The sequence below is a fragment of the Fulvivirga sp. AWR4_260 genome (assembly GCF_056158185.1).
In genome coordinates, this window is record NZ_JBSWSU010000015.1 from 20,692 (window position 1) to 32,090 (window position 11,399).

Genomic DNA, 11,399 nt, shown 5'->3' on the forward strand with positions numbered 1-11,399 from the left:
GGCAACATTAATTAATGCATTAAGGTTTTTGAAAATTATTTTAACATAAATATAACTGGATGAACGGGGGCATGCAGCGTTAAAATTAATGGTGGAGGCGGAGATTTATGCTGGATGAGTAGAAGAGGTATTATTTTAAGTCAACAATTGCCTGAAAGTTGCCGTTATTAATTATTATTGGTTGATAGAATAGATTTTTCACAAACACAAAAATGATTTTTTCATTGTGAGTAATTATAATAATTCAAAGTTTCAAATCAGGCTTCCTCTTATTTTATGTATAGGAATAGCAGCAGGCATTTTAATAGGAGCAAATTTTACAGATTCGCCCTCTTCAAAAAATGATTTAAGCACTAATCTTCAGAAGTTTAAGGAGGTGCTTACTTTAATAGACAAAGATTATGTGGATGAGGTGAATGTTAATAAGCTGGTAGACGATGCCATAGAGCAAATGTTAACTGAGCTAGACCCGCATAGTGCTTATATTCCTGCATCAGATGTGAAAATGGCTAATGAAGATTTAAAAGGCAATTTTGAAGGCATTGGCGTTGAGTTTAATATTTTTAAGGATACCATAGTGGTGGTTACCCCTTTGAGCGGTGGCCCTAGTGAGGCGGTAGGTGTAATGTCTGGTGATAGAATTATAAAAATTGATGGGAAAGATGTAGCGGGTGTTGGTTTCACTAACAGAGATGTTCAAACCCATTTAAAAGGAGAGAAAGGGTCTCATGTTTTAGTTACAGTAAAGAGGAAGAATAAGAAAGAGCCCATTGAATTTGATATTACAAGAGATAAAATACCTCAGCAGTCAGTAGATGCCAGTTATATGTTGTCTGATAAAATGGGATATATTAAAATTAACCGTTTTTCTGCTACTACTTATGAAGAGTTTATAGAAGCACTTAAAAAATTAAAGAAGGAAGGCATGTCTCAGTTGATTTTAGATCTGCAGGGCAACCCGGGGGGGTATATGAATCATGCTATTAAAGTGGCTGATGAGTTTTTGAAAGATGGAGAACGTATAGTGTATACTAAAGGGAAGCAATCTCGTTTTGATCAAGAAGCTGATGCTAGTAAAAAAGGTGTTTTTGAAAAAGGAGATCTTATTGTACTTATTAATGAAGGATCGGCTTCTGCTTCTGAAATAGTAACAGGTGCACTTCAGGATAATGACCGAGCACTAATTGTAGGAAGAAGAAGTTTTGGAAAAGGTTTGGTACAAGCTCCAATGGATTTGAGTGATGGCTCTGAATTAAGGCTTACTATTTCTAGGTACTACACACCAAGTGGCAGGTCTATTCAAAAACCTTATGATGATAGAGATGACTACGCTAAAGATATTGTAGAGAGATATAATAACGGTGAATTTTTTAGTGCTGATAGCATTCATTTTAATGATTCACTTAAATATCAGACCACCCATGGTAGAGTTGTTTACGGAGGAGGAGGTATTATGCCAGATTACTTTGTGCCATTAGATACCGCTATGAATTCACCTTATTTAAATGAGTTGTTTAATAGTAATTCTATTCAAGAGTATACATTTAACTATGTAGCAAAGCACAAAGATGAATTAGAGAAGCAAGGTTTTAAAGCGTTTTTTAAAGACTTTGTGGTTACAGATGGCATGTTTAAAGATTTGGAAAAGATTGGATTAGCTAATGGGATAAAGGCAAAGCCAACTCAGATTAAGGAATATAGAGGTTTATTTCAGTTGCATATGAAAGCGCAAATTGCTAGGCAAGTATGGGGTAATGATGGTTTTTATCCTATTTACAACCAAACTAATGAGGTTTTGCAGCAGGCAATGAAGCTTTTTGACCAAGCTGAAAAACTTGAACATTCCAAAATGTAAAAGTTGCATAATCGAAGTATTATGAAGTGAGGAGCGGATAAATTTCGCTCTTATGCAGGTCGGCAAGAAAGTTATTTTAATATAATGCCATGCGCATTAGGCTTCAGTCAAGGAATGAATTACTTCTATATAAAATAACTGTGCTGTTGCTTTGGGCAGCAGCCTTGTATTTATTTCTGCATGGCATTAATGGTTCTGAAAATCATATTTTGTTAAGCCTGTTCTCACTTATTTATTACTTTTTTTTCTTTTACAAGTTGTATGTCCTGAGGGCTCATTTATTGCGAGCCGTTTCTTTTGATGATAAAGGGTTTTATTATTTTATCAATAGAAAACAGAAATGGGTGCCATGGAATAGGGTGTTGAAACTGGAGCCTCATTTATATCCTGATGTACATAAAGTTGTTTTGGTAGAAGAAAATATGCGAAGTAGAGAGGTGCTTTTTAAGGCGCATTTAAGTTTTATTCACACACATGACCTGAAAACTAGCGAGGTGCTGAAGCGTTTAAATAGTTACGTAAAAAAGGCTCATAAAAGACAGGAAACAGCCGCAGTTTAAGAGGTTAAAAGTAAAAGCATTTTTTAGATATGGAATTTATTTTGGGAGTAGTAGGCATACTAGTTGGCGCTCTAGTAGTATGGCTAATATTAAGTAATAAATATAAAGCATCTTCAGGGGGGATTATTGCGCAGTTGAGGAGTAGTGATGAGAAAATTGTGTTTTTGCAAAATGAGTTAAGCGCACTGAAGAAGGAGCTGGCTCAAGAAAGAAATAGATTTATTAATGTTAATAGCCAATTTTCCTCAGCAAAAACAGAATTAAAGAATGCTCAAGAAAGGCTTCAGGCTCAGAAGGCTGAAACGCTAGAGCTACAACAACAGTTTGCTATACAATTTAGAAACCTTGCTAACGATATTTTTGAAGAGAAAAGTAAAAAGTTTACTGATCAAAATAAAGTGAATCTTACAGCGGTATTGTCACCTTTGAAAGATAGAATTTTGGAGTTTGAAAAAAAAGTAGAAGATTCTAATCGTCAAAATTTAGAACAAAATACCGCGCTGAAGGAGCAGTTATTCATTTTGAAAGAAATGAATTTGCAGATTACTAAAGAAGCCTCAAATCTTACTAAGGCGCTTAAGGGAGATTCTAAAACTCAAGGTACGTGGGGTGAATTTATTTTAGAGAGCATCTTAGAAAAGTCTGGTTTGGAGAAAGGACGTGAGTATGTAATACAAGAATCGCATACCACTGATGCAAGGAGAAGGTTGCAGCCTGATGTAGTGATTAAACTGCCCGAGCGAAAAAATATTATAATAGACTCCAAGGTTTCGCTTGTAGCATATGAGCGTTATGTTAGTGATGAAGAAAATGAGGCAGCTTCTCACCTTAGAGCTCATATTATGTCTCTTAGAAGTCATATAAAAGGTTTGGACCTGAAGCAATATCAAAAACTGCATGGAGTAGAAGGACTTGATTTTATTTTAATGTTTGTACCCGTGGAGCCCGCCTTTAGTGCTGCTGTGCAGGCTGATCCTAATTTATTTAGTGAGGCTTATGATAAAAATATTGTTATAGTGAGCCCATCTACCTTAATGGCTACGCTAAGAACGATAGCTAATATTTGGAAGAATGAGTATCAAAACCGAAATGCACTGGAGATTGCTAGGCAGGGAGGTAATTTATATGATAAATTTGTAGCCTTTACTGAAGACTTGAAAAAGGTGGGAGTGAGTATTGATCAGAGTCAGGGAGCTTATAGTAGTGCAATGAAGAAACTCTATGAGGGGAAAGATAATATTATCAGAAAGACGGAAAGACTGAGAGAGCTTGGAGCCAAAACAAGTAAAAGTATAGATAAGAATTATTTAGATAAAGCTTGATTTAGATAAAACTGTAATTAAAAATGCAAAGCATTACTCCGGATAGTAAACTAAAGAAACTGATAATAATAGGTGATCGTGTTTTAGTACGACCTATAAAACAATCTGATAAAACGCAAAGTGGTTTATTTTTACCGCCAGGTGTTCAGGAGAAAGAAAAAATTCAGAGTGGTTATATTATAAAGGTAGGACCTGGGTACCCATTGCCGATGCCTACAGATGAAGATGATTTGTGGAAGGGGAATGAAGATAGTGTAAAGTATTTGCCTTTACAGGCTCAGGAGGGAGATTTGGCTATTTTTATGCAAAAAGGAGCCATAGAGGTGATGTATGAAAATGAAAAATACCTTATTGTGCCTCAAAATTCCATTTTAATGTTAGAAAGAGAAGAAGATTTTTAAGATACCAATATGAAGGGATTGTCATTTAATGCTATGCGTGTAGGGATGAAGTATAAGCTTGTAAACTTTGGAGAGGAGTATGAGTTCGAGACTTTACAGAAGTTAAGTGGAGATAACTTTCTGCTTAAAGACTTATACACCCTTGAAAGGTATGAAGTGGAAGATTTAGTGAGGTTTGGGAAAGGGGAAGATTTTGAAATAAGAGAGATATAAAAAGAGCGACCATGGTCGCTCTTTTTATATGTTTTATAATTGTTTTTGCAGCTGTGCAAATTCTTTTGCGCAGTAAGTTAATATAATATCTGCGCCAGCACGTTTCATGCTTAGTAACATTTCGTTCATTACCGGCACTTTGTCTAACCACCCCTTTTCTGCTGCCGCCATTAGCATGGAGTATTCTCCACTTACATGATACGCAGCTATAGGAAGGTCATAATTATCCTTTAAAAGTTTTATTACATCTAAGTACGCCAAAGCTGGCTTTACCATTAAAAAGTCAGCACCCTCTTGTACATCAAGATCCGCTTCAATAAGTGCCTCTCTTAAGTTGGCAGGGTTCATCTGATAGGTTTTCTTGTCTCCGCTTTTAGGGGCTGAGTCTAATGCATCTCTGAAAGGGCCATAAAATGCACTTGCGTATTTAGCTGTGTAAGACATAATAGAAACGTTAGAGTACCCATTAGCATCAAGTATATCTCTAATATATTCGACTCTTCCATCCATCATATCTGATGGCCCTATAATATCAGCGCCTGATTGAGCTTGAGATAAAGCCATTTTTCCAATAATCTCTAATGATTCGTCATTAAGGATGATGCCATTTTCATCAACAATGCCGTCATGCCCGTCAGAACTGTAAGGATCCATTGCTACGTCAGTCATTATACAAGCTTCAGGAAATTCGTTCTTTATCTTTTGTAGTGCCTGTTGGTAAAAAAAAGAATTGTCGTGGCTTTTTGTTGCCAGTTTGTCTTTATGCTTTTCGTCTACCACAGGAAAGATATCAAACGCTTTTACGCCAAGCTTCATACATTCTTCAATCTCTCTAAGCATATTATCAACCCCCAATCTAAATATTCCGGGCATTGATTTTACTTCGATTTTTCCTTTTGGATCTTCAAGTAAAAAAAGAGGTAATATTAAGTCGTCAGTAGTTACATGAGTTTCCTGCACTAATGATCTTATTGCTGCTGATTTTCTATTTCTTCTTGGTCTTTGAATCATTGCTAGTACGGTTTGTAAGAATTGCGCAAAGATAGGCGATGGGCCTTTATTTCGGCTAGGAATGCGGTTTATTCTGAATAATTATTCAATAAAAAAGGCAGCTTTATAGCTGCCTTTCAATTATTTATTTACGAGAATTGTGTTATTGTTTTTTCTATAATATCACAGCACTCGTGAAGTTCGTCTTCAGTCATTACTAGTGGAGGAGCAAACCTGATAATGTTTCCATGTGTAGGTTTCGCTAAAAGTCCATTATCTTTTAATGCTACACAAATGTCCCACGCGGTAGAGCTATCGGGCGAATCATTAATAACTATAGCATTTAATAAGCCTCGGCCTCTAACTAATGTCACTAATTCATTTTTTTCGATGAATTGATTTATACGTTCACGGAAAAGTTCACCTAGCTTTTCTGCATTTTCAGCGAGCTTTTCTTCCTCTACTACCTGAAGTGCGGCCATAGCTACTTTACAGCCAAGTGGATTACCTCCAAAAGTACTTCCATGTTGGCCTGGTTGAATAACCTCCATTACTTCGTTATCAGCTAGCACTGCAGATACTGGATATGCCCCGCCAGAAAGCGCCTTGCCAAGAAGTAGCATGTCTGGTTTTACATTTTCATAATCACAAGCAATGAGTTTTCCTGTACGTGCAATACCGGTTTGTATCTCATCGGCAATAAATAAAGCTCCATTTTCTTTACACAATTCTCGTGCTTGTTTTAAATAACCTTGGTCTGGCACTACTACACCAGCCTCGCCTTGAATGGGCTCCACTAAGAAACCTGCTACATTGTCTTGCTTTAAAGCGTTTTCTAATGCAGCTAAATCATTATAAGGTACGTGGATGAACCCCGGAGTATAAGGGCCAAAGTTATCTCTGGCGTCACTATCGTTAGAGAATGATATAATAGTGGTTGTTCTTCCATGAAAGTTGCCATCACACACTATTATTCTTGCTTTGTTTTCGTCAATGCCGCGTTTTTCGTATGCATATTTTCTGCAGATCTTTAAGGCGGTTTCAACAGCTTCTGCTCCGGTATTCATTGGGAGAACCTTTTCGAAGCCGAAGAAAGATGTTAAAAACTGCTCATATTCTCCTAGCACATTATTATAGAAAGCCCTTGAAGTTAAGGTAAGGGTTTCGGCTTGTTCTTTAAGTGTGTTAATGATTTTAGGATGACAGTGACCTTGGTTTACAGCACTGTATGAAGAAAGAAAGTCAAAATATTTTTTACCTTCTACATCCCATACGTACACACCTTCACCTTTGGCAAGTACTACCGGAAGCGGGTGATAATTATGTGCGCCATATTTATCTTCTAATTTAATCGCTTCGTCAGATGTTAATTGATTGTTTTTTAAATCAGCCATATAAAATAAGGAATTTACTGTGATGAATAATATACTGCTACTTATCGCGGAAAGTAGCCATCCTTTCCTCATTGGTTCATGGAGAGAAATCATCCTTATTAGCAAAAGTAAGAAATATAAATAGTTATCTGAAGGGCCGTGAACTTTTGAATAATGGAGAATTGTTAATAACTTCGCGAAGTAAATCTCGAAAAATAGGAAATGTCCTGAATAATAATTCAGGTTCTGTTTTGAATATTGCCAAAATTTTTACGATATTTGCAGACCGAATTAAAAAAGGTACAAATTTTAATTTTTTATAAAGATGTCAAGAGTTTGCCAGATCACCGGAAAGAGGCCTCAAGTAGGAAACAACGTTTCTCACGCAAACAATAAAACTAAAAGAAGATTTAATCCAAATCTTCAAAAGAAGAGGTTTTATATCCCTGAAGAGGATAAGTGGATCACTTTAAAAGTGTCTACTTCTGCTATAAGAACTATTAATAAAAATGGTATTACTGCCGTTTTAAAGAAAGCCAGGGCAAACGGTAACGTATTGGTTTAAGGAGTAAAAGCATTTAATAAAACGTATTATGGCTAAGAAAGGAAATAGAGTTCAGGTGATATTAGAGTGTACTGAACATAAAGAAAGTGGTATGCCTGGCACATCAAGGTATATTACTACTAAGAATAGAAAGAATACGACCGAGCGTATAGAGTTGAAAAAATACAACCCTATTCTTAAAAAATATACTATTCACAAAGAAATTAAATAATCATGGCTAAGAAAGTAGTTGCAACTCTTCAGAAAAAAGAAGGTAAGAATTATGCGAAAGTAATCAGGGCCGTTAAATCTGAGAAGACGGGTGCCTATACTTTCAAGGAGGAAATGGTTCTTGTAGATCAGGTGAAAGACACTTTAGCAAAGAACTAAGTTCAAAACTTATTGACAATATTGTTGAAAGTCCCTTCCGGATAGTAATCGGAAGGGACTTTTTTATTATTTTCACCACTTTATAGTGTATTAGCCTGGCGCAGGTAAACAGTCTGTGCTCTAACTGAATAGATATGGCAATTTTCGGAGGTTTATTTTCCAGAGAAAAAAAAGAATCCCTCGATAAGGGGTTGGAAAAAACAAAAGATAGCTTTTTCACTAAACTGGGAAAGGCGGTAGTAGGGAAGTCTAAAGTAGATGAAGAAGTACTTGATGAACTTGAAGAGGTGCTCATTACTTCTGATGTAGGTGTAAACACTACCATCAAAATCATAGAAAGGATAGAAGAGCGTGTAGCCAAAGATAAATATCTTGGTGTAGAAGAGCTTGATGTTATTCTTAGAGAAGAAATTGCTGGATTACTATCCGAAAATAATACCACAGATCTAGCTGATTTTAGCATTCCTAAAACTGACAAAAAGCCATATGTAATTATGGTAGTTGGTGTTAATGGTGTTGGAAAGACTACAACCATTGGTAAGCTTTCAGCTCAGTTTAAAAAGCAGGGGCTCAAGGTGGTATTAGGTGCAGCAGATACTTTTAGGGCGGCAGCTGTAGATCAAATTAAACTATGGGGTGACCGTGTAGGTGTACCTGTAGTGGCAAGAGGTATGAATACTGATCCATCTGCAGTGGCCTTCGATGCTGTAAAGCAAGGAGTAGAAGAAGGGGCTGATGTGGTTATTATTGATACGGCAGGCCGTTTGCATACTAAGGTGAATTTAATGAATGAGCTCTCTAAAATTAAGAGAGTGATGCAGAAGTTTATTCCTGAGGCACCAAATGAAGTGCTGCTGGTATTAGATGGAAGTACAGGTCAGAATGCTATGATTCAAGCCCGTGAATTTACTAAGGCAACGGAGGTTACTTCATTGGCTATTACTAAATTGGATGGAACTGCGAAGGGGGGAGTGGTTATAGGCATTTCTGATGAATTTAAAATACCTGTAAAATATATTGGCGTAGGAGAACGCGTAGAAGACTTGCAGGTGTTCAATAAAATGGAATTCGTAGATTCTTTTTTCAAGAAAGCATAAACTATAAAACATTAAACTTTTTAGTTTAATGTTTTATTCAGTTGTGGGTATTGGCTGATCCTTTTTAAAAGGTATTCTGAAAATTAGCCAATAGTTAAAGTCCCAAGCTACTTTGTCTGAAGTAGGCCCAAATCCTGGTATTTCTCCCGGTATTAATTCCTGATCTTCAAATTTGGTTGCTCCAAATTTAAATCTGGCAGTATACCCGAGCCAGAAATATTTCCATAAATTAACTTTTAGACCTCCTACAAGCTCAAACCATTTTGCGTTTCTATTGCTTTCGCTTAGGCTTCTTGAGCTATTTGGGTATCCTGATTCATCTTCAATGTCATAATCCAAATCATCAGAAAAGTTTGCAAATGCATACCTTGCACCAAAGAATAAGGCACTTTTGTCGGGGTCTTTGTATAGCAGGTTGATATCAGGGCCTACTCTAAAATACGAGCCCTTTAGATTATAACTAGCGGTATTAGACGTGTTTGATTTTGATCTCGAATACCTTCCGTATTCGAAATTTAAAAAGTATTTATAGAAATCAATGTCGGCTGATATGGTGAAATTAGAGTAATTATCTTTTGTGTTGGTTTTAATAATTGAAATTACATCTGTGCCTATTCTTAAACCCGTAGGAATAAAGAGTTTGCTCGAATCTAATTTTGCTATTGCTGAGTCAGCGGTGTTAGCCACGTTTACAGAATCTTGATTCTGCGCACAAACGAAGGCTTGAGTAGTTATTAGTAATATACTAGTAATGAAAAATTTTAACATCTTCTTCGTTTGATTCAGCCAAGATTGTATTTAATATTTGGATAGAGTCCAAGTTGTTGCTGCTTACTTCTAGGTTAGAAATAATGTACTCTACTCCGCAGTCTTCAGATAAAAATCTTGATCCTATCTGATATTTAAAAGTGATGAATTCTCTTTTATATTGCGTATTGAAAGTAAAGGTAGTGCTGTCAATGTCTCTTCTTAAAGGCAGTACTACTTCGTTGGTAGTGTCTATTTCAGAGTAAATAGGCTCTTCTGCACCTTCCGCTGTTATTCTTATCAATCTTAGACTGTCGGTGCTGCCATCTTCAGCGTGGTAAAACTTAACCTTTAAGTCGTAAGTAGATTGGCTATTGCAGTCAGCGTCCTCAAAGCAAGAGGATAGCATCAGTAAAGCCATGAGTGTTAATATAATTGATTGTAATTTCATAAACTGCACAAATATAACGTATCCAGTTGAGTGCATTATATTAATTTATAAATGAAAATGAGGAGCATTACATTTTTCACTTTAATGAGCAGTTTTAGTAGCTTTGCATATATTTAAAAATCGCTATTTTGAAAACAAAGGGTAGAAAGAAGGATAAAGTAAACATCGTTACACTAGGTTGTTCTAAAAACATAGTGGATTCAGAAGTGATGCTTACTCAATTGAGAGGTAATAAAATCAATGCTACGCACGAGGCGCAGAAAGATGATGCCAATATCATTATTGTTAATACTTGCGGATTTATAGATAATGCTAAGCAAGAATCTATAGATACTATTTTGCGCTATGCTGATGCTAAGGAGGAAGGTGTTATCGATAAGCTATATGTGACAGGGTGTTTGTCACAACGTTACAGAGATGACTTAGAGGAGGAAATCCCTCAGGTAGATGCCTTTTTTGGTACTATGGAACTGCCTCTATTGTTGAAGAAATTTAAAGCGGATTATAAGAAAGAATTGATAGGTGAGAGAATTTTGACTACATCTAACCACTATGCTTATATGAAAATAGCGGAAGGGTGTGATCGTCCTTGTTCTTTTTGTGCTATTCCTTTAATGAGGGGTAAGCATATTTCTAAGCCTATAGAAGAGCTTGTGCTCGAAGCTAAAAATATGGCTAAGAATGGTACAAAAGAACTGCTTCTTATAGCTCAGGATTCAACTTATTATGGTCTTGATTTATATGGCAAGAGAAACCTTGCAGAACTGATGAAGTACTTATCGGATGTTGAAGGTATTGATTGGATTCGCTTGCATTATGCATACCCTACAGGTTTTCCATTAGATGTGCTTGATGTTATGGCAGAAAGGCCTAATATCTGTAATTATTTAGACATGCCTCTTCAGCATGGGTCTACGCGTGTACTGAAACATATGAGAAGGGGTACAACCCGTGAAAAACAGGAAGAACTTATTCATGCCATAAGAGAAAAGGTGCCAAATATAGCATTGAGAACTACGTTAATTGCTGGTTACCCTACAGAAACTGCGGAGGATTTTCAGGAGATGTACGATTTCGTAGAGCGAATGAAATTTGAAAGGCTGGGGATATTTGCCTATTCACATGAGGAAAATACCCATGCACATAATTTTGAAGACGATGTGCCTGAGAAAACGAAACAAGATAGGGCAAATGCCGTAATGGAATTACAAGAGCAAATATCTTACGACTTAAATCAAGCCAAAATAGGTAAGACTTTTAAGGTTCTTGTAGATAGAATAGAAGGCGGTAAGTACATCGGGCGTACAGAATTCGATTCACCAGAAGTAGATAATGAAGTTATTATTGACGAAACTGAGACACACATCAGGTTGGGTGATTTTGTAAATGTAGAGATTAACGATGCTACAGAGTTTGATTTATACGGAACATTAAAAGTGTAATTATCAATGAAAAC

General features: G+C 36.3%; 14 protein-coding genes. 10 read left to right on the forward strand and 4 right to left on the reverse strand.

Annotation, left to right across the window (positions count from 1 at the left end; genetic code table 11):
* Positions 1 to 226 precede the first annotated feature (226 nt).
* The 5 genes from ACXACQ_RS06570 (at position 227) to ACXACQ_RS06590 (ending at position 4,351) form a co-directional block, all read left to right on the forward strand.
* Positions 227 to 1,855: a S41 family peptidase gene (locus ACXACQ_RS06570; protein ID WP_474975137.1), complete on the forward strand. Its 1,629-nt coding sequence runs from the start codon at positions 227 to 229 to the stop codon at positions 1,853 to 1,855.
* Positions 1,856 to 1,944: 89 nt separating this feature from the next.
* Positions 1,945 to 2,415, forward strand: coding sequence for a hypothetical protein (locus ACXACQ_RS06575; RefSeq protein ID WP_474975138.1), 471 nt, complete (start codon positions 1,945 to 1,947; stop codon positions 2,413 to 2,415).
* Between the two features lie 29 nt (positions 2,416 to 2,444).
* Positions 2,445 to 3,737, forward strand: coding sequence for a DNA recombination protein RmuC (locus tag ACXACQ_RS06580; protein ID WP_474975139.1), 1,293 nt, complete (start codon positions 2,445 to 2,447; stop codon positions 3,735 to 3,737).
* A 23-nt stretch (positions 3,738 to 3,760) separates the two neighbouring features.
* Positions 3,761 to 4,138: a co-chaperone GroES gene (locus tag ACXACQ_RS06585; protein WP_474975140.1), complete on the forward strand. Its 378-nt coding sequence runs from the start codon at positions 3,761 to 3,763 to the stop codon at positions 4,136 to 4,138.
* A 9-nt stretch (positions 4,139 to 4,147) separates the two neighbouring features.
* Entirely contained in the window at positions 4,148 to 4,351 is a 204-nt protein-coding gene (locus ACXACQ_RS06590; RefSeq protein ID WP_474975141.1) for a hypothetical protein, read from the forward strand.
* A gap of 33 nt (positions 4,352 to 4,384) precedes the next feature.
* Here the strand turns inward: ACXACQ_RS06590 and hemB are convergent, their stop codons facing one another.
* On the reverse strand, positions 4,385 to 5,362 hold the full coding sequence (hemB, locus tag ACXACQ_RS06595) for a porphobilinogen synthase (RefSeq protein WP_474975142.1): 978 nt from the start codon (positions 5,360 to 5,362) through the stop codon (positions 4,385 to 4,387).
* A 128-nt stretch (positions 5,363 to 5,490) separates the two neighbouring features.
* Positions 5,491 to 6,735, reverse strand: coding sequence for an ornithine--oxo-acid transaminase (gene rocD / locus ACXACQ_RS06600; protein ID WP_474975143.1), 1,245 nt, complete (start codon positions 6,733 to 6,735; stop codon positions 5,491 to 5,493).
* 304 nt (positions 6,736 to 7,039) lie between these two features.
* Between rocD and rpmB the strand changes: the two genes are divergently transcribed.
* The 4 genes from rpmB (at position 7,040) to ftsY (ending at position 8,745) form a co-directional block, all read left to right on the forward strand.
* A complete protein-coding gene (gene rpmB, locus ACXACQ_RS06605) occupies positions 7,040 to 7,279 on the forward strand; it encodes a 50S ribosomal protein L28 (protein ID WP_474975144.1) in 240 nt (79 codons plus the stop codon).
* 28 nt (positions 7,280 to 7,307) lie between these two features.
* Positions 7,308 to 7,490, forward strand: a complete 183-nt coding sequence (rpmG, locus tag ACXACQ_RS06610) for a 50S ribosomal protein L33 (RefSeq protein WP_474975145.1) — start codon at positions 7,308 to 7,310, stop codon at positions 7,488 to 7,490.
* A gap of 2 nt (positions 7,491 to 7,492) precedes the next feature.
* Positions 7,493 to 7,648: a DUF4295 domain-containing protein gene (locus ACXACQ_RS06615; RefSeq protein ID WP_474975146.1), complete on the forward strand. Its 156-nt coding sequence runs from the start codon at positions 7,493 to 7,495 to the stop codon at positions 7,646 to 7,648.
* Between the two features lie 134 nt (positions 7,649 to 7,782).
* Positions 7,783 to 8,745 (forward strand): signal recognition particle-docking protein FtsY, encoded by a 963-nt coding sequence (gene ftsY / locus ACXACQ_RS06620; protein WP_474975147.1) that lies wholly within the window; start codon positions 7,783 to 7,785, stop codon positions 8,743 to 8,745.
* Between the two features lie 33 nt (positions 8,746 to 8,778).
* Here ftsY and ACXACQ_RS06625 read toward each other — a convergent pair whose 3' ends face one another.
* Together ACXACQ_RS06625 and ACXACQ_RS06630 are read right to left on the reverse strand one after the other, a co-directional pair.
* Positions 8,779 to 9,513 (reverse strand): DUF6048 family protein, encoded by a 735-nt coding sequence (locus ACXACQ_RS06625; RefSeq protein ID WP_474975148.1) that lies wholly within the window; start codon positions 9,511 to 9,513, stop codon positions 8,779 to 8,781.
* Entirely contained in the window at positions 9,491 to 9,943 is a 453-nt protein-coding gene (locus ACXACQ_RS06630; RefSeq protein WP_474975149.1) for a DUF6452 family protein, read from the reverse strand. Before ACXACQ_RS06630 ends, ACXACQ_RS06625 begins: the two co-directional genes overlap by 23 nt.
* Before the next feature lie 128 nt (positions 9,944 to 10,071).
* Between ACXACQ_RS06630 and rimO the strand changes: the two genes are divergently transcribed.
* Entirely contained in the window at positions 10,072 to 11,385 is a 1,314-nt protein-coding gene (gene rimO / locus ACXACQ_RS06635; RefSeq protein ID WP_474975150.1) for a 30S ribosomal protein S12 methylthiotransferase RimO, read from the forward strand.
* The last annotated feature ends 14 nt before the right edge of the window (positions 11,386 to 11,399 follow it).

What these genes read in the sequence shown, in the direction of transcription:
- ACXACQ_RS06575 (WP_474975138.1), top strand. Translation starts at nt 1,945, where the DNA reads ATGCGCATTAGGCTTCAGTCAAGGAATGAATTACTTCTATATAAAATA.
- ACXACQ_RS06580 (WP_474975139.1), top strand. Translation starts at nt 2,445, where the DNA reads ATGGAATTTATTTTGGGAGTAGTAGGCATACTAGTTGGCGCTCTAGTA.
- ACXACQ_RS06585 (WP_474975140.1), top strand. Translation starts at nt 3,761, where the DNA reads ATGCAAAGCATTACTCCGGATAGTAAACTAAAGAAACTGATAATAATA.
- ACXACQ_RS06590 (WP_474975141.1), top strand. Translation starts at nt 4,148, where the DNA reads ATGAAGGGATTGTCATTTAATGCTATGCGTGTAGGGATGAAGTATAAG.
- hemB (WP_474975142.1), bottom strand. Translation starts at nt 5,362, where the DNA reads ATGATTCAAAGACCAAGAAGAAATAGAAAATCAGCAGCAATAAGATCA.
- rocD (WP_474975143.1), bottom strand. Translation starts at nt 6,735, where the DNA reads ATGGCTGATTTAAAAAACAATCAATTAACATCTGACGAAGCGATTAAA.
- rpmB (WP_474975144.1), top strand. Translation starts at nt 7,040, where the DNA reads ATGTCAAGAGTTTGCCAGATCACCGGAAAGAGGCCTCAAGTAGGAAAC.
- rpmG (WP_474975145.1), top strand. Translation starts at nt 7,308, where the DNA reads ATGGCTAAGAAAGGAAATAGAGTTCAGGTGATATTAGAGTGTACTGAA.
- ACXACQ_RS06615 (WP_474975146.1), top strand. Translation starts at nt 7,493, where the DNA reads ATGGCTAAGAAAGTAGTTGCAACTCTTCAGAAAAAAGAAGGTAAGAAT.
- ftsY (WP_474975147.1), top strand. Translation starts at nt 7,783, where the DNA reads ATGGCAATTTTCGGAGGTTTATTTTCCAGAGAAAAAAAAGAATCCCTC.
- ACXACQ_RS06625 (WP_474975148.1), bottom strand. Translation starts at nt 9,513, where the DNA reads ATGTTAAAATTTTTCATTACTAGTATATTACTAATAACTACTCAAGCC.
- ACXACQ_RS06630 (WP_474975149.1), bottom strand. Translation starts at nt 9,943, where the DNA reads ATGAAATTACAATCAATTATATTAACACTCATGGCTTTACTGATGCTA.